We start from the raw sequence: 17,365 nt of genomic DNA, 5'->3' as shown, positions 1-17,365 counted from the left end.
TATGGGAGGTATCCAGATCGAGCACGTGCGCAAGTCGTACGGTTCGCTCGAAGTCCTCAAGGATTTCTCGCTCGACGTTTCCGACGGGGAGTTCGTCGTCTTCGTCGGGCCGTCCGGCTGCGGCAAGTCGACGATGCTCAAGATCCTGGCCGGGCTGGACGCGGCGACGTCGGGCCGGGTGCTGATCGGCGGGCGCGAGGTCACGGATCTGGCGCCCGGCGACAGGGACATCGCCATGGTGTTCCAGAACTACGCGCTCTACCCACATCTGACGGTCGCCCGGAACATGGGTTTTGGCCTCAAGATGCGAGGGACGCCCAAGGCCGAGATCGAACGGCGCGTGGCGGACGCCGCCCGCATCCTGGGCGTCGAGCACCTGCTGGAGCGCCGCCCCAAGGCACTTTCGGGTGGCCAGCGCCAGCGCGTCGCGCTGGGCCGCGCCATCGTGCGGCAGCCTGCGGCGTTCCTGATGGACGAGCCGCTCTCCAATCTCGATGCGAAGCTGCGCGTTCACATGCGTGTGGAAATCGGCGCGCTGCACCAGCGCCTTGGCGTCACCACGATCTACGTCACGCACGACCAGATCGAAGCCATGACCATGGCGGATCGCATCGTCATCATGCGGGACGGCGCGATCCAGCAGGTGGCCGATCCGGACACGATGTTCCGCCGCCCGGCGAACCTCTTCGTGGCGGGCTTCATCGGCTCGCCCGGCATGAACATCATCAGGGCGCCCCTGACAGGCACGGCCGGGTCCGCTGAGGTGCAGATCTTCGGACAGCGCGTCACCCTTCCCGTGCCCGGCGAGCACCTGGCGAGGCTCAAGAACCCGTGGGTGCTGGTGGGGCTTCGTCCGGAGCACTTCCAGCTCGGCCCCGGCGCGGTCACGTTCGAGACGCCAGCCCGGATGGTCGAAAGTCTCGGCAGCGAGAAGTACTTGTATCTGGAGGTGCCGGAGGCGAACCGGCTCGTGCGCCCGGACCAGCCCGGCGCTGGCACGATCGTCGCGACGGCCGAGAAAACGAACACCAGCGAGGCCGATCGCGGCGCCACGATCATCGCGCGCCTGATCAATCCGGGACAGATCGCGCAGGACAACGCCGTTCGCCTCTCCTTCGACCCCGCCAACCTTCACGTCTTCGACCCCGAAACGGAGCGGGCGATTACAGCCTGAGGACACGCTTCAATGAAAATCGTTGTGACAGGATCGGCCGGGCGCGTCGGCTCCAGGATGGTTTCGCGGTTGCTGGAGGCGGGTCACGCCGTCACCGGTTTCGATCTTCGACCCCTCGGCCGCAAGGACCCGACCTATCGCGAGGTGATCGGCGCCTTCGGCCAGCGAGATCTCGCCGCCGAGGCGATGAAGGGCGCGGAGGCCGTGCTGCATCTGGGAGCTTTCATGTCGTGGCTGCCCTCCGACATCGATCGTCTCTACAAGGCGAATGTCGACGGCACGCGCGTCATTCTGGAGGCTGCGGCCTCCGCTGGCGTCCGGCGGTTCCTGTTCGCCAGCAGCGGTGAAGTCTATCCGGAAGGCGCGCCCGAAACGTTGCCGCTCGATGAGAGCCATTCCCTGAAGCCGCGCTCGCATTACGGCCTGACGAAGCTCATGGGCGAGGAACTCGTCCGCTTCTTCGCGCGAACGGCGAACTTGCCCTTCACGATCCTGCGCTTTTCCCACACGCAGGACGCGGCCGAGCTTCTCGATCCGGCAAGCTTCTTCTCGGGCCCGCGCTTCTTCCTCCAGCCCAAGATCCGCCAGCAGGAAGGCTTCGGCAACAAGGCCGCCGTGGAGGCGCTCCGCGCGCTGGATGACGGGCGCGAGGCGCTCGTCGTGTCGCGCAACGCCAATGGGCGACCGTTCCGCATGCACATCACCGATACCCGGGACATGGTAGACGGCATCCTGCTCGCTTTCGGATCGGAGGCGGCTCTGGGAGAGGTATTCAATCTTGGCTCGACCGAGCCTGTCGATTTCGCGAAAGCCCTGCCCATCATGGCAGAAGCGACCGGGCTGCCGCTCCGGACTGTCGATCTGCCGGGTGCGGGCGTCTATTATGAAACGTCGAACGCAAAGATTCGCGAGCTTCTGGGATTTGAACCGAAATGGACGATCGAGCGGATGATCGCGGAAGCGGCGGACGTCTGGAAGGCGAAGAACGCGTCCTGAGGCCAGACGAACGCGATGTCCCGACAGGGGCGGCTGCGCTCGCCAAGGGGCTCTATTTGCTGGACGTGATCGGCGAACGCGATGCGCCGCCGCGCTTCAAGGACCTGCAGGCGGCAACGGGGCTGCCCAAGGGAACGCTCGCCCGGCTCCTGAACACGCTGGTGCTGTTCCGCCTCATTCGCCACGAGGAGAGCGACAGCACCTATCGGCTCGGCCACCGCTTCTTCGAGCTTGCCCACCGGGTCTGGGAGTCGATCGACCTGCGCGGCGCCGCCGGGCCGGTTCTGGACCGGTTGGCGGAGGAGACGCGGGAGACGGTTGCGCTGTGCGTCATCGAAGGCGACGAGATCCTCTACACCGACCAGCGGACGCGCGGGGGAGCCCTGGGCTTCCGCATCGAGATCGGCCGCCGCGCTCCCCTTCATTGCACAGCCGGCGGCAAGGCGCTGCTCGCCTTCGCCGCGCCGCACGAGCAGCGCGCCCTCCTCGACCGCATCGATCTCAGGAGCTTCACCGACAGCACCATCACGTCGGAGGAGGCTCTGGTCGCCGATCTCGCACTGACCCGGGCGCGGGGCTACGCGATCTCGCTTTCCGAGCACGTGGAGGGCACGTCCTCCGTCGCAGCGCCGATCTTCGACCATACCGGCCGCCCGGTCGCCGCGATGGGCGTCTTCGGGCCCAGCGCGCGCCTGTCGACCGATCACCTTCACACGACCGGCCGCGACCTGATGGCGGCAACGCGCCAGATCTCCGGCAATGTCGGTGCCGCCCCGGTAAACATCACCTCCTACCAGCGCCCATCGCGCAGCATCGACGATCCGGTGGAGTGCGTGCTGCCCTGGGGCGCGCATCTGGCCGAGGGACCCGTGTGGTCCGGCCGCGACGGACGGCTCTACTGGGTGGATATCCTGGCGCCCTCCGTGAACCGGTTCGACCCGGAGACCCGCAGCAACGAGGAACGCCGCATGCCACGGCTCGTCGGCGCCGTGTCGGAACGGCGGAGCGGCGGCCTCGTCGCCTTCACGCAGGATGGGCTGGAAGGTCTGGATTTCGAGACGGGAACGCTGACACCTCTGGTCGACCCGGAGGCCGACATCCCGGAAAACCGCTTCAATGACGGGAAATGCGACCCCCTTGGCCGGATCTGGGGCGGCACCATGTGCCTCGACGCCAGCCGCGCCACGGGCGCGCTCTACCGGATCGACGCCGACCGGCGATGGACCTCCATGTCCTCCGGCTACATGGTCGCCAACGGTCTCGACTGGAGCCCGGACGGGCGGACTTTCTACTTCGTCGATTCGGCGGCGGGCCACATCTACGCATTCGATTTCGACATGGCGTCCGGCACACTCGGGCCGCGTCGGCTCTTTGCAAAGATTCCTCCCTCGGAAGGCCGACCGGACGGGATCACCGTGGACCGGGAGGGTTGCCTCTGGTGCGCGGTCTGGGACGGCTGGGCAGTACGTCGCTATGCCCCCGACGGCAGGCTTCTCCGAACCGTCCGCCTGCCGGTGCCGCGCCCGACCAGCGTCACGCTCGGCGGCCCCGATCTGAAGACGCTTTTCGTCACCTCGGCCCGCGTCCGGCTGCCCTCCCGCATGCTTGCCGAAGCGCCGTTCTCGGGCGGCATCTTCGCGCTTCAGGTCGATGTCCCCGGCCTGCCCGGCAACAGCTATGCCGGCTGACACGATCTCGTTGTCAGCCAAGGCCGGGTTGCGAACGATGCGGGGTTGAAGCAGCCCCGCTGCTCGGCAACCAGCCGTGCCGCGAACGGCTCCCGGCCAGCGGTGTCCGGTGCACTTGCCTACCGCCCGGCGCCAGCATGGTCGCGCCGGGACGGTCAGCTTCGCTGTGGCCGCGAGCCTCGGGGCCGCCGTTCCGATCTCGGCCGACAAGGCCGCGGCGTCGGCTCGGCTCCTTACCTGCCTGAAGCTACTTCACCGCGCCGGCAGTCACACCCTGGATGAAGTAGCGCTGCAGGAACATGAAGGCGATCACGACCGGGGCCGACGCAAGCAGCGACGCCGCCATCGCGCCGCCCCAATCGGAATTGACCTCGTTCAGGTAGGTGAGGAGCAGGCCCGGGCCGATGGTCCGCTTCGTGTCGGTCACGATCAGCGTCATGGAATAAAGAAGGTCGTTCCACGACCACATGAAGGAATACAGGAACACCGTCACGATCGGCGGAATAGAGATCGGGATGACGATGGTATGGAAGATGCGGAAGTCGTTGGCGCCGTCGGCGCGCGCCGCATCGATCAGTTCGTCCGGCACCTGGCTGAAGTAGCTGTAGAGCATGTAGGTCGAGACCGGCAGCGCGAACACGATGTAGCTCAGGATCAGGCCCGGCCGCGTGTCGAGCAGGCCGAGGTTGCTCATCAGCGGATAGAGGCTGATGAGCAGAAGCCCGAACGGGAACATCTGCGCGGACAGCATGAACAGCATGACCGGCTGGCGGCCGAAATAGCGATACTTGGCGAAGCTGTAGCCGGCATAGAGCGCCAGCAGCGTGTTGAGCGCCGCGCTGCACCCCGAGGTGATCAGGCTGTTGGTGAGATACATCGGCAGCTTGCCGGTTGTGAGCGCGGTCACGAAATGGGTCAGTGTGGGATGCAGCGGAACCGGGGTCGGCACGACGCGATACAGTTCCGCGTTCCCCTTGAAGGCCGAGATCGCCAGCCAGTAAAGCGGCGCGAACAGGAAGAAGCCGATCCCGGCGAGGCAGAGACCGAAGACCACCTTGGCGGACCGGCTGGACAGGTCGAACATGCTCAGGCTCCCTTCACCAGCATCCGCAGATAGAAGAAGGCGGGCGCGATCAGCGTTGCCACCCAGAGGACGCCGATCGCCGAGGCGAAGCCGATGTCCCACTGCTCGAAAGCCTGCTTGTAGACCTCGATGGAAAGCACCGTGGTCGCCCGCACCGGGCCGCCGCCGGTCAGCGCGAAGATCGTGTCGAACTGCTGCAGATTGCCGATGACGCCGATCACCACCACGACGATCAGCACGGGGCGGAGATGCGGCAGCACATGGTCGCGCAGCACCGCCCAGTTGCCGGCCCCGTCGATGCGGGCCGCGTCCACCTGCTCGCGGTCGAGGTTCTGCAGGCCGGCCAGGAAAAAGGCCATGAACAGCGGAATGGACAGCCAGATCTTGGTGAGCACCACCGCCAGCATCGCGCCCTGCGGGGTGGAGAGCCAGGCCTGCGGGTAATCGATGAGGCCGAGTTCCAGCAGGATCGCGTTCAGCACACCGAAGCGCGCGTTGAAGATCCAGCCCCAGATGAAAGCGCTTACCGTGCTGGGCAGGACCCAGGGCAGCAGCGAGAACGAGCGCAGCACCGCACGGCCGCGGAACGGCTGGTTCAGGATCAGCGCCCATCCGAGCCCCAGCACGAGCGTCCCCACCGTGGTGAAGAGCACGTAGATGGCCGTGACGAGGAAGGCGTTCCACACCTCGCCGCTCGTGGCGATGGTCCGGAAATTGCCGAGCCCGATGAACTCGGGCGCCGTCATCTCGATCGTATAGCGGAAGAGCGACAGCCCCAGCGCCTTGAGGAACGGGTAGAGGATCACCACGGCGAAGACGGCGATGGCCGGCAGCAGCAGGAGGATACCGGTTCGGCGTTGGCCGGCCCTCAGGCCGCGCCGGTTGGCGAGCGGCGACACCGGCAGTTCCAGGGGTCGATTGACTTCGGTCAGGGCCATGACGGTCTCATCGCAGAGGGGGAACGGTCCGGCCGGACAGCCGGACCTTCGATGTCATTTTCTGGCGGATGCCATGGAGGTTGCGAGGCGCTTCTGCATCGAGGCGATGGCCTCGTCCGCGCTCTTCTGACCGAGCAGTGCTCCCTGCACCTCCTCGCCGACGATCGTGGTGAGCTCCGCCGCGTTGGACCAGATGCCGACTTCGTTCGCGCGCGCCCGGCCGGTCGCCTGCGCCCAGGCCGCCAGGTACGGGTCATTGGACACCGCCTGCCGGGCCGACTTGGTGACCGGGAGCGCGCTCTGCTCGACCGGAAACTGCGTCTGCACCGCGTCCGAGGTCAGGTAGGTGAGAAACTGGTCGGCCGGCGCGTCGGGCTTGGCGGAGGCCCCGGAGGCGAACTGTACCAGCAGGTGGCCCCACTGGATGGAGGTCGACTGATCCCCCTGATGCAGGACCGGTGTCTTTATCGGCGCGACGTTCTTGTCGAAGGCTTCGCCCTCGCCGGAGAAGTTGCGCAGGAAGGTGCGCGCCTGCGGAGCGTCAAAGAAGAACGCCGAGGCGCCCTGCGCCATCAGCCGGCGGGCATCCGGACGGTCGATCTCGGGGGCCGCGAGCCTGTCCTTCACCAATCCGACCATGAAGGCGAGTGCCTGGCGGCTGGCATCGCTGTCGACCACCGCCTTGCCCTGCCCGTCGATGAGCTGACCGCCAAAGACCCAGTTCCACAGCATGAAGTCGATCAGGATGGAGCCGTTGTTCTTGGTCGCCATCGTGTAGGGCACCGAGTTCGGCACCTTGTCGCGGACGGCAACCAGATCCTTGCGGAAATCCTCCACGGTGGTCGGGAGATCGGCGATGCCGCCTTTTTCGAGCACGGCCTTGTTGGCGATCATGCCGATGGAGCCGGAGATCAACGGCAGCGCCAGCTGCTTGTCCCCGAGGCGGCCGATGGCGAGTGCATCGGGAGCGAAAATCGCTTCCAGCTTGTCCTTGCCATAGACGGTATTCAGGTCGACCAGCCCCGGCAGGCTCGCCACGCTCGGCAGCCAGCGCTCGGAGAGTTGCGCGACGTCGGGCAGCGTGCGGGAGCGGGCGCGCAGGAAGAGGTTCTTCTGCATGTCGCCCCAGGCATAGCCGATCGGCTCGACCGTCAGCTTCGTCTGGTCCTTGAAGCCTTCGACCATCTTCTCCACCGAAGGCTTCCCGGCCTGCTCGGCGTAGGTGAAGCTCATGAAGCTCACATCGGCCGCATGAGCGATATTCGGGCCGGTTGCCATTGCGGCTGCAAGGCCAAGAGCTCCGGCCATCCGCTTCATTGTTCTCATTGTTGTCCTCCCTCCCTTGTTGTTGAGATCGGCGTCGTCAGACGACGCCACCGTCCACGATGAAGGTCTGCGCCGTGACGAGGCGGGAATCGTCCGCCGCCAGCCAGAGGGCGAGGCGCGCGATATCGGGTGGCAGCAGGTGCTCCTTGAGGCACTGGGCTTCCAGGTATTCGGAGAACTTGCCTTGGTAGGCGAGCTTGGCGCGCTCCACCTGGCGCTCCGTCAACACCCAGCCCGGCGCGATGGAATTGACCCGGATGCTGCGGTCGCCGACCTCGCGGGCGAGCGACTTGGTCATGCCCATGACCGCCGACTTGGCCGTCGTGTAGAAGATCAGGCCCGCCGCGCCCCTCATCCACGAGATGGAGCCCATATTGACGATGGAGCCGCCGCCGGATGCCGCCATGCCGCCGATGACAGCCTGCGCGGTGAAGAACTGGTGCCGCAGATTGGTGGCGAGGCGCTCGTCCCAGTAATCCGGGGTCACCTCCTCCAATGGCTTGCGGTCATCATTGCCGGCATTGTTGACGAGAACCCGAAACGCGCCGAGTTCCTCCGACAGGCGAGCGACCGCGCTCCGCACGGCCTCGATATCGCGCATGTCGGCGACCGCGACAACCGGACGATTTCCGGTGCGCCGCTCCACCGCCGCCGCCGTCTCCTGCGCCACCGCGCCGTTCAGCTCGATGAAGCCCACCCGGCAGCCCTGGTCGGCGAAGTGCTCCACGATGGACGCCCCGATGCCGCTGCCGCCACCGGTGACGAGCACCGGCTTGCCCCTGAGGCTCGGATAGCGGGCTCCATCCACCGTCACACGGGAGATGAGTTCCGGATGGACGCTCATGCTGCCTCCCGCGCGGTGGACTGCGCAGAAAGAAGCGTGTTCGCATCCGATCCGAAGATGTGGACCGTTTCCGGGTCGACCACCACGCCGACGGGCTCTTCGCGGCGCACGAGCCGTTCGCCGGAAAGCCGCACGAGGATCGGCTGTTCTGAACCGTCCAGCTGCACGTAAGCGTAAGTGTCGCTGCCGAGATGCTCCGTCATCACGACGCGACCGGAAAGGCTGCCCTCCGTGCCGGGCCGGTCGAGCCGGAGGTGCTCCGGCCGCACGCCCGCTTCCGCCGCGGTGCCGGGGATGCGCCGCGCCAGGCCGATCCGGCCGCCGGGCACAACCATCTGGCCTTCCGGCGTGACGCCGGAGACGGCCAGGAAGTTCATGCGCGGACTGCCGATGAAGCCTGCCACGAAGCGGTTGGCCGGCCGGTTGTAGAGCTCCAGCGGCGAACCGACCTGCTCCACGCGCCCGGCATTCATGACCACGATCTTGTCGGCCAGCGTCATCGCCTCGATCTGGTCGTGCGTGACGTAGACCATGGTGGTTCCGAGCCGCTCCTTCATGCGGGCGATCTCGATCCGCATGTCGACACGCAGCGCCGCATCGAGATTGGAGAGCGGCTCGTCGAACAGAAAGATCCGGGGCTCGCGCACGATGGCCCGGCCGATCGCGACGCGCTGGCGCTGGCCGCCGGACAGCTGTCGGGGCTTGCGATCCAGATAGGGATCGATCCGCAGGATTCGCGCCGCATTCTCGACGCGCTGGCGGATTTCCGGCTTGGGCGTGCCAGCGAGCCGCAGCGCATAGCCCATGTTGTCGGCAACGGTCATATGCGGATAGAGCGCATAGCTCTGGAACACCATGGCGAGCCCGCGTCGCGACGCAGGCACGTCGTTGACGATCTCACCATCGATGGCCATCTGGCCGGACGTGATCTCGTCCAGCCCGCAAATCAGACGGAGGAGTGTCGATTTCCCGCAACCCGAGGGGCCGACGAAAGCGGCGAACTCGCCGTCCTCGACGGTGAGGCTGATCCCCTTCAGCACATCCACCTCGCCGAAGGTCTTGCGGATATCGTGCAGTTCCAGCTTTGCCACGCTCTGTCTCCCCACGCCTCTGTCTCGCTCAGCCGGCGAATTCCTGGCCTGCCAGTCCGCGGATACCCGTATCGATCGCAAAGACGCTTCCCGAGAGCGGCGCCTCGGCGAGTTGCGCGGCGGAAAGGCGGATCCGTGCCGATGTCACGAACAGGGTCGTCATGTCAGGACCGCCGAAGACGCAGCTTGTCGGGCGCGGCATGGGCAGGTTGATGACCCGCTCGACCTTGCCGGCCGGGTCGTATCGGGTGACGCACCAGCCGTCCCAGTGCGCGCTCCAGACGAAGCCCTCGGCATCCACCGTCAGCCCATCCGGCCGCCCCTCCGACTCCGGAACGGTGACGAACACGCGCCGGTTGGCGATCGCGCCTCTCTCAAGGTCGAAATCGTAGGCGTAGATCTGCTGGCGAGCCGTGTCGGTGAAGTAGAAGGTCCGGTCGTCGGGGCTCCAGCCGAGACCGTTGGAGACGCGGAAGCCGCGATCCATTTCCGTCGCCGTGCCATCGGCGTCCACCCGCCAGAGCCGGCCTTGGCTGGGTGAGGTGTCAATCGCCAGCGTTCCGGCCCAGAGCCGACCCTTGCGGTCGCACTTGCCGTCGTTGAAGCGGTGGCCCGGGCGGTCCGCCTCGGGATGGGCGATGACGCTCGTCGCGCCGCTGTCGAGATCCAGGCCGCGAACCTCGCCATGCATGCCGGCGATGAAGCCGCCCGAGCGGCGGGGGATCAGGAAGCCGACGAGTTCGGGAACGGCGAGGCTCGTATAGGTGCCCGCTTCAGGATCGCCGACGCAGACGGAGGGCGCCAGGATGTCGACGAAGTAAAGCCGACCCGCGCGTTCCGACCAGTGCGGCCCCTCGCCCAGAAAGGTGCTGGCCGGGATGACGCAACGGACATCGGCGCGATCCGGCCCGAGCGGTCGCGGCTGCACGGCGAGCGACATGGCGGATTCACCGATGTTTCCCGTGATCCGCCGCGCGGATTCGATCACCTCGCGGCCGAGCGCATGGAGGCGGTCCGGCGGCAGGCGAAAGGATGGCCCGATGATGCCCACGGCGGCGATCGGCTCGGCCCGGTGGTCGAGGATCGCAGCCGCGACGGAGCTGATCCCGAAATTCTGCTCGTCCACCGAGACCGCGTAGCCTCGCGCCTTGATGAGATCGAGCTGGCGGCCGAGCTCTTCGGGCTCGACGACCGTGTTCGGCGTCTTCTGCTCCAGCACGCCGCCGGAAAGCAGAGCGCGCCGCTTTTCCAGCGACAGGTGGGCGAGGATTGCCTTGCCGAGGCCGCTGGCATGGGGCTCGACACGGCTTCCGACACCATTGTTGAGGCGGAGCGGCTGCGATACTTCCCGCTGATCGATGTAGAGGACGGTTCCGGCATCGAGGATGCCGATTCGGATCGCCTCGCCGGTGAGGTCGCGTAATCGCTCCAGTTCCGGCTCGGCCGCGCCGCGCAGGTCGAATTCGTCCCAGACCTTGTGCGCCCATTCGAAGACGCGCGATCCCAGCCGATAGGTCTGGTCGCGCGGGTCGAGTTTCAGGAGGCGCTCCTCGGCGAGCGCCTGGAGAAGCCGGTGCAGCGTGCCCTTCGGCATGCCGGTCAGGTCGAGAAGATCGGTGAAGCGGGGCGCCCCGCGAAAACCGGCAACGAGATCGAGGAGCTGGATGCCGCGCGTCAGCGCCTGAACCCCGGGCGTGGACGGCCCCTCCCCCGCCTCGGTGCTCCGTTCCTCGCCGGCGTCCCTGACCTGCGATTTTGCCATCAGGCCCCTCGGTGGCGCGCCCCTTGCCGAAGCGTCGCCGCGGTTGACGTTTCCTCTTCCGCCTCATTATGTATTGGAACCGAGTTCCAAGTTCAAGAAGATTGCGGGGAACAGGCGGCCATCAGGAGCGCGGGAGCGGGGCGGGACGGTCTCTCCTCCATCGACCGCACCCGCGTCGATCGGATCCCCGGCACCGGCCTCGGTGCGGAGAACCGCGGCTGGTTTCCCGTCAGGCCTGACCAATCAAGCATTAGGATCGTCACATCATGTTCGTTGCCGTTGAATGGACTTCGTCAGCCTTCCGTGCCTTTCGCATGGACGACGCCGGTCAAGTTCTGGAGGAGCGTCGGACGGAGGACGGGGTCACGAGCATCCGTGACGGGAGCTTCGAGGCCGTTCTCCGCTCCCGCATCGGCGATTGGCTCGGCGATGCGGCGAAGGTGCTTCTTTCCGGCATGATTACCAGTCGCAATGGCTGGGTCGAAACCGGCTACGCCGCATGCTCGGCGGGCCCGGGCGATCTCCTGGCCGGTGCGGTCACAAAGACAATCGAGGGCTGCGGGCCGCTGGTCTTCCTGCCCGGCGTCTCGGTCCGCCATCCATTGCCGGATGTGATGCGTAGCGAGGAAATCCAGATCTTCGGAGCTGTCCCCGAGCGGGGCGTCGTCGTCCTGCCCGGCGCGCACACCAAGTGGGCCGTGGTCGAGGAGGGCCGCATCGTTCGCTTCGCGACGTATATGGGCGGCGAAATCCTGCGCCTGCTCCAGTCGGATTCCTTGGTCTCCCGCCTGATCCCGGCGGAGCCGCAGGAATGTGCCGAAGCCTTCCTCCGGGGCGTGGCACTCTCGCGGGAGCGGAGCGACATTGGAGGAGGCTTGCTGCGCCGTGTCATCGCTGCCCGCAGCATGGTGCTCTTCAACGAGTTGGAACCCGCACACATACCCAGCTACCTCGCGGGAATGGTGACCGGCGCGGAAATTCTGGAGGCGATGGAGGAGTTCGGCGGTACTGGGGAAGCTCTGTCCATCCTTGGCAGCTCGGCTGCCGCAGCTCGCTACAACGTCGCGTTGCGTGCGCTCGATATTGCCTCCGCTTCCGGCGGTTCCCATGTGGCGGAAGCGGGTTTTGCCCGGTTGATCCGGCAATGATTCCACGTAGATTTGACGATCCGGGGCGAATTCAACACGCGAGATAGGACGCCGCCGGCCTCGATCGGCGGGCGGCCCGAGAGTGGCCGGCTGGCTGATCAGGCGGACCGATGCCAAACCTCCCGTCAAGCTGGATGCCCATCGCGATGCTCGACGGATCGGCTTGCGACCGGCGTGTTCGGGCTCGGCCGCTCCCTGACGGCGTGACACGGGGCCAGATCTAGAAGGCGGCGGATATATAAGTGGTGTGTTGGCCGCGAACGAGCCGGCTCTCGCCTGCCGAACGGATCTCATCCGCAAAGACCAGACAGATCTGAGAAGAGTTCCCGCCCGACACGCAGTCGGCGTGTCCGGCGACGTCCTTCGACTGCCAAGAAGAGTTCTGCGATGTCCGCCGATTAGCCTGCGTGGGCTGAGAGGCAGGCCTGCGGCAAACCCGTTACGGTTTCGGCTGGACGACGGTGATTGTTCGTGAATACTGCGAAAGGGCCTCAGCCAGCGCGTCGGAGTACCTCGGGTGCAACGCTCGGGAGCCGAACTGGCATTCAAAGAGCCGCAAAAAACAAAAGGGAGGATGTCCATGCGACATTCAATGACGGCGCTGGGAGCCCTGGCGCTTCTGGCAGCTTCGACGTCGCTCGCATCGGCGGAGGATACGATCAAGCTCGGCGCTTCGGTGCAGCTGACCGGCCCCTCGGCCAATACCGGCCGCTACTACCGCGACGCCTACCAGATGATGGTCGACAAGATCAACGCCGCCGGCGGGGTCAAGGTCGGCGACAAGTCCTACAAGCTTCAGCTCGACATCCTGGATAACCAGTCCGACGTCAATCTGAGCGTTCGTCAGTACGTCCAGCTGGTCTCGTCCGACAAGGTGAACTTCCTGCTCGGCCCCTTCGCCTCCAACTTCGCGCTGAACGATTCCTCGGTTGCCGAGAAGTACCAGGTGCCGATGGTCCAGGGCGGCGGCGCGTCGACCGAGATCTACACGCGCGGCTACAAATACATCTTCGGCACGCTGCCGCCGGCCGACGACTATTACGCCTCGACAATCGACATGCTGCAGAAGCTCGATCCGGCACCGAAGACGGTCGCGCTCGTCGCGGCCGACGACAGCTTCGACGTTTCGGTCGCCAAGGGCACGCGCAAGCTCCTGAAGGAGGCCGGGATGACGGTCGCGATCGACCAGGCCTTCCGCGACGGCGCCGGCGAGTTCGCCTCGATCCTTTCGCAGATCAAATCGGCGGGCGTCGACGCCATCCTGTGGAGCGGCCACGAGACGGATGCGCTCAACTTCATCCGGCAGATGAAGAGCCTCAACGTCGATCCGAAGACCTTTTACTCCTTCACCGTCGGCGTGCCGACCGCGGACTTCCGCAGTGCGCTGGGCGGGGACGCGAACTACGCTTTCGGCATGACGTCCTGGCTGCCGGACGAGTCCCTCAAGGACAAGTGGTACGGCGACGCCTCGCAGTTCGCCAAGGCCTACAGCGACAAGTACGGCTATCAGCCGGATTACCATGCGGCCTCCGGCGCCGCCGATCTCGAAACCTTCGTCTACGCCATCGAGAAGGCCGGATCGCTCGACCCCAAGGCGGTGCGCGACGCGATCGCGAAGTCCGACTTCGACAGCCTCTATGCCCATATCAAGTACGGCGAGAACGGTCAGATCGTGCTGCCGCAGATCGTGGTGCAGATCCAGGACGGGAAGCTCGTTCCGGTCTACACGGACAAGATCCTGAACAAGCCGCAATATCCCATCCCCGCCTGGGGCAAGCGGGGCTGATCCTGCGCTGAACGCGCAGAGGCGGTCGATTGCGGGATCGCGGCGCTATCGCTGCGATCCCGTTTTGATCATGATCATCGAGCGACAATGAATCGGCCCATCAAGAGGCTGAGGAAACAGGACAGAACAGGGAGGTAGCTCGTGCTCCTGGCACAAATCCTGACCAACGGCGTGCTGCTGGGCGGCCTCTACGGCCTGATGGCCCTCGGCATGGCACTGGTCTGGGGCGTTCTCAACATCGTCAATCTCGCCCATGGCGCGATGATCATGCTCGGCGGCTACGCCGTCTATTATCTCTTCGCCGGCCTCGGCGTGGACCCCTTCCTCGCCTTGCCGATCGCCACGCTGGGCATGTTCGTCTTTGGTTATCTCCTGCAGCGTTTCGTCCTGAACCTGGTCGTGCGTTCGGCGATGCTGAACACCTTGCTGATCACCTTCGGGCTGAACGTCGTCATCACCTACCTCGCCCAGCTCGCCTTCAGCGCCGACTTCCGCACCATCAACCCCGGCTATGCCGGGTCGAATATCGCTGTCTTCGGCATAACCGTCCCGCTGGTCAATTTCGCGGCCTTCGCGATCGCGATCGTCCTGGCCGGCGCGATCTGGCTGCTCCTCAACAAGATGCCGCTGGGCCGGGCCATCCGCGCCACGTCGCAGAACCTGATCGCGGCGCGTCTCTATGGCGTCAATCCGCGCCAGCTCTACGCGGTCACCTTCGGCATCGGTGCGGCGCTCGCCGGGGCGGCCGGCGGGCTCTACGGCACGATCGCGCATCTCACGCCCTATATCGGCGCGAGCCTCACGGCGAAGTCCTTCGTCATCGCGATCATCGGCGGCCTCTCCAACCCGTTCGGCGTCATCCTCGGCGGCATCTTCGTCGGCGTCGCGGAATCCCTGACCGCGCTCTACTTCGGCCCGACCTACAGCGACGTCATCAGCTTCGGCCTGTTGGTGGTCGTGCTGATCGTCCGCCCCGCCCGTGCATTGAGGACCGCCTGATGAGACCTCTCCCCCTCGCCATCGCCGCCGTCGTGGTCGTCCTCCTCGTCTTCGTGCCCTGGCTCGCGAGCGACGTGATGATGCAGTTCGCGATCGACGCGCTGCTTCTCGCGGTCCTAGCGCAGGCATGGAACATCCTTGGCGGCTTCACCGGCTACGTCTCGTTCGGAAATTCGGTCTTCTACGGACTCGGCACCTATGGGGCCGCCATCGCCATGGCGCAATTCCACCTGCCCTTCTGGGTGGGAATCCTGCTCGGCATCGTGCTTGCGGTCCTCTGCGCGCTGCTGATCGGCATTCCGATCCTGAGGCTCCGCGGGCCCTATTTCGCCATCGCGACGCTGGGCCTTGCGGCGGCAATGGGGGCTATCGTCTCCAACCTGCCGATCGCCGGCTCGAATATCGGCCTCGTCCTGCCGCTGATCCGCGCCGACACGATGTTCTACGAACTCTCGCTCGGCCTCCTCGTCCTGTGCACCCTGACGGTCCTGTGGGTGTCGAAGAGCCGCTTCGGCATGGGCCTGGTCGCGATCCGCGAGGACGAGGACGCGGCCGGCACGATGGGCATCAACACCACCGTCTTCAAGATCGTGGCCCTCGTCCTGTCGGCGCTGTTCACGGCGGTGGCGGGCAGCATCCACGCCTACTGGATCAGCTTCATCGATCCGGCCAGCGCCTTCGACCCGACCCTCAACGTGCGCATGGTCATCATGGCGGTCTTCGGCGGACCCGGCACTGTTTTCGGACCGCTGGTCGGCTCCTTCATCCTGTCGGCGATCTACGAATATCTCGCCAGCAGCATCTCCACGGCGGCGGCCCTGCTCTTCGGCATCGTCATCGTCCTCGCCGTGATCTTCATGCCGCGCGGCCTCGCCAACATGATAGGCGGCGTGCGCGCCAGGGGGCCGCGTTATTTCCTCCAGAACATCCGGGAGAACCGGCTTTGAGCGCCCCGGGTGAAAACGCGGCGGGAGCGACGACGCGCATCCCGATCCTCCAGGCCGAAGGCATCACCAAGCGGTTCAGCGGCCTGGTCTCGGTGAACCGGGTCTCGTTCGAGATGTACGAGAACGAGATACTCGGGCTCATCGGCCCGAACGGCGCCGGCAAGACAACGCTCGTCAACATGATCTCCGGCACGCTCAAACCCAGCGACGGGGAGCTGCGCTTCGAGGGTCAGCCGATCGACGCGCTGCCGCCCTACCAGCGGGCACATCTGGGTATCTGCCGAACCTTCCAGGTGATGAAACCCTTCCCCGGCATGTCGGTGCTGGAGAATGTCACGGTCGGCGCGCTGTTCGGGCGCGGCGGCGAAAAGGTCATGGCGAAGGCGCGCCGGTCCGCCCGCGAGTGGATCGACTTCACCGGCCTCTCCCACCGCGTCGACGCCAGGGCCGACTCGCTCGGCGGGCCGGATCGCAAGCGACTGGAATTCGCCAAGGCGCTCGCGATGGAGCCGAAGCTGCTGCTTCTCGACGAGGTGATGGCCGGGCTCAATGCGGTGGAGGTCGAGGAGGTGATCGAGCTGATCAAGAAGATGCGGGAGCGCGGCGTGACGATCCTCGTCATCGAGCATGTCATCAAGGCGATCCGCAGCCTGTCGGACCGCGTGCTCGTGCTCCATCACGGCGAGAAGATCGCCGAGGGCGATCCGGCCGCTGTTCTGGAGGATCCGCGCGTGGTCGAGGCCTATCTCGGACGGAGGCGGCAATGAGCGAGACGCTGCTCAGGATCGAGAAGCTGAGCGCGGGCTACGGTCCCGTGCCGGTTCTCTTCGATGTCGACCTCACCGTCGGCCGCGGCGAGATCGTCGCCCTCGTCGGGTCCAACGGCGCCGGCAAGACGACGCTGCTCCGGGCCGTATCGCGCGTCATCAAGGCGGAGGGCACGCTGGAGTTCGACGGCGCCGACCTTCTGCCCCTTCCCCCCGAGGCCGCCTTCATGCGCGGCCTGGTGCAGGTGCCTGAGGGCCGGCAGCTCTTCGGCAAGATGACGGTGGAGGAAAACCTGCGCATGGGCGCCTTCCGGCGCAAGGACAAGTCGGGCCTGAACGAGAGCTTCGAACGGGTCTACGAACTGTTCCCGCGGCTGAAGGAGCGGCGCAGGCAGCTTGCCGGCAACATGTCCGGCGGCGAACAGCAGATGTGCGCGATGGGTCGCGCGCTGATGGCGGCGCCGAAGCTCCTGCTGATCGACGAGATGAGCCTCGGCCTCGCTCCGGTGGTGGTCGACCAGCTGCTGGAAGTCCTGACCGACATCCGGAGCCAGGGGGTTACCGTCCTTCTCGTCGAGCAGGACGTCTTCGCCGCCTTCTCCGTCGCCGACCGGGGCTATGTCATGGAAACCGGTCGGGTCGTCGGCGAGGGTTCCATCGCCGAGCTTCAGAACGATCCGGCGGTGCGCGAGGCCTATCTGGGCGCCTGAGGCGGATACCCATTTCGGAAAGAGGCGGGACGGACGATAACCTGGACGAGAGAGCCCTCGCCGGCTCCCGGACGATTACGCGATCAACGTCCTGACGCAGGGTGG

At 66.0% G+C, this 17,365-nt stretch carries 15 protein-coding genes; 9 read left to right on the top strand and 6 right to left on the bottom strand.

The window, feature by feature from the left end; all coding sequences use genetic code 11:
* Position 1 precedes the first annotated feature (1 nt).
* Genes BMY25_RS06340 through BMY25_RS06330 form a run of 3 tightly spaced genes read left to right on the top strand, consistent with a single transcriptional unit; the run spans position 2 to position 3,858 of the window.
* Complete coding sequence (locus BMY25_RS06340) at positions 2–1,174, top strand: ABC transporter ATP-binding protein (RefSeq protein WP_092495778.1); 1,173 nt, start codon at positions 2–4, stop codon at positions 1,172–1,174.
* A gap of 12 nt (positions 1,175–1,186) precedes the next feature.
* The gene (locus BMY25_RS06335) at positions 1,187–2,170 is read left to right on the top strand and encodes an NAD-dependent epimerase/dehydratase family protein (RefSeq protein WP_092495777.1); all 984 of its coding nucleotides are present in this window, start codon (positions 1,187–1,189) and stop codon (positions 2,168–2,170) included.
* A complete protein-coding gene (locus BMY25_RS06330; protein ID WP_092495776.1) occupies positions 2,107–3,858 on the top strand; it encodes an SMP-30/gluconolactonase/LRE family protein in 1,752 nt (583 codons plus the stop codon). Before BMY25_RS06335 ends, BMY25_RS06330 begins: the two co-directional genes overlap by 64 nt.
* Positions 3,859–4,105: 247 nt before the next feature.
* Here the strand turns inward: BMY25_RS06330 and BMY25_RS06325 are convergent, their stop codons facing one another.
* Genes BMY25_RS06325 through BMY25_RS06300 form a run of 6 tightly spaced genes read right to left on the bottom strand, consistent with a single transcriptional unit; the run spans position 4,106 to position 10,903 of the window.
* Positions 4,106–4,942 carry a carbohydrate ABC transporter permease gene (locus tag BMY25_RS06325; protein WP_092495775.1) on the bottom strand — a complete coding sequence of 279 codons (837 nt, stop codon included), beginning with the start codon at positions 4,940–4,942 and terminating at the stop codon, positions 4,106–4,108.
* Between the two features lie 2 nt (positions 4,943–4,944).
* Entirely contained in the window at positions 4,945–5,880 is a 936-nt protein-coding gene (locus BMY25_RS06320; RefSeq protein ID WP_092495774.1) for a carbohydrate ABC transporter permease, read from the bottom strand.
* A 54-nt stretch (positions 5,881–5,934) separates the two neighbouring features.
* Positions 5,935–7,206, bottom strand: coding sequence for an extracellular solute-binding protein (locus BMY25_RS06315; RefSeq protein WP_092495773.1), 1,272 nt, complete (start codon positions 7,204–7,206; stop codon positions 5,935–5,937).
* Positions 7,207–7,243: 37 nt separating this feature from the next.
* Complete coding sequence (locus BMY25_RS06310; protein ID WP_177176735.1) at positions 7,244–8,050, bottom strand: SDR family NAD(P)-dependent oxidoreductase; 807 nt, start codon at positions 8,048–8,050, stop codon at positions 7,244–7,246.
* Positions 8,047–9,141, bottom strand: coding sequence for an ABC transporter ATP-binding protein (locus tag BMY25_RS06305; RefSeq protein WP_092495772.1), 1,095 nt, complete (start codon positions 9,139–9,141; stop codon positions 8,047–8,049). Before BMY25_RS06305 ends, BMY25_RS06310 begins: the two co-directional genes overlap by 4 nt.
* A 28-nt stretch (positions 9,142–9,169) precedes the next feature.
* A complete protein-coding gene (locus BMY25_RS06300; RefSeq protein ID WP_092495771.1) occupies positions 9,170–10,903 on the bottom strand; it encodes an SMP-30/gluconolactonase/LRE family protein in 1,734 nt (577 codons plus the stop codon).
* A gap of 266 nt (positions 10,904–11,169) precedes the next feature.
* Between BMY25_RS06300 and BMY25_RS06295 the strand changes: the two genes are divergently transcribed.
* The 6 genes from BMY25_RS06295 to BMY25_RS06270 all read left to right on the top strand — a co-directional run bounded on the left by BMY25_RS06295 (position 11,170) and on the right by BMY25_RS06270 (position 17,260).
* Positions 11,170–12,051: a 2-dehydro-3-deoxygalactonokinase gene (locus BMY25_RS06295; RefSeq protein ID WP_092495770.1), complete on the top strand. Its 882-nt coding sequence runs from the start codon at positions 11,170–11,172 to the stop codon at positions 12,049–12,051.
* 574 nt (positions 12,052–12,625) lie between these two features.
* Positions 12,626–13,837 carry an amino acid ABC transporter substrate-binding protein gene (locus BMY25_RS06290; RefSeq protein WP_177176734.1) on the top strand — a complete coding sequence of 404 codons (1,212 nt, stop codon included), beginning with the start codon at positions 12,626–12,628 and terminating at the stop codon, positions 13,835–13,837.
* A 198-nt stretch (positions 13,838–14,035) separates the two neighbouring features.
* Positions 14,036–14,836 (top strand): branched-chain amino acid ABC transporter permease, encoded by an 801-nt coding sequence (locus BMY25_RS06285; protein WP_092495876.1) that lies wholly within the window; start codon positions 14,036–14,038, stop codon positions 14,834–14,836.
* Positions 14,836–15,783: a branched-chain amino acid ABC transporter permease gene (locus tag BMY25_RS06280; RefSeq protein ID WP_092495769.1), complete on the top strand. Its 948-nt coding sequence runs from the start codon at positions 14,836–14,838 to the stop codon at positions 15,781–15,783. The genes BMY25_RS06285 and BMY25_RS06280 overlap by 1 nt, the downstream gene beginning before the upstream one ends.
* A gap of 38 nt (positions 15,784–15,821) precedes the next feature.
* Positions 15,822–16,550, top strand: a complete 729-nt coding sequence (locus BMY25_RS06275; RefSeq protein ID WP_238858202.1) for an ABC transporter ATP-binding protein — start codon at positions 15,822–15,824, stop codon at positions 16,548–16,550.
* Positions 16,547–17,260, top strand: a complete 714-nt coding sequence (locus BMY25_RS06270) for an ABC transporter ATP-binding protein (protein ID WP_092495768.1) — start codon at positions 16,547–16,549, stop codon at positions 17,258–17,260. The genes BMY25_RS06275 and BMY25_RS06270 overlap by 4 nt, the downstream gene beginning before the upstream one ends.
* Positions 17,261–17,365 lie beyond the last annotated feature (105 nt).

Source organism: Faunimonas pinastri (assembly GCF_900110915.1).
In the GTDB taxonomy this organism is placed as follows: Bacteria; Pseudomonadota; Alphaproteobacteria; order Rhizobiales; family Afifellaceae; genus Faunimonas; species Faunimonas pinastri.
Note: the sequence above shows the minus strand (reverse complement) of the source record. Positions and strands in the feature narration are given on the sequence as shown.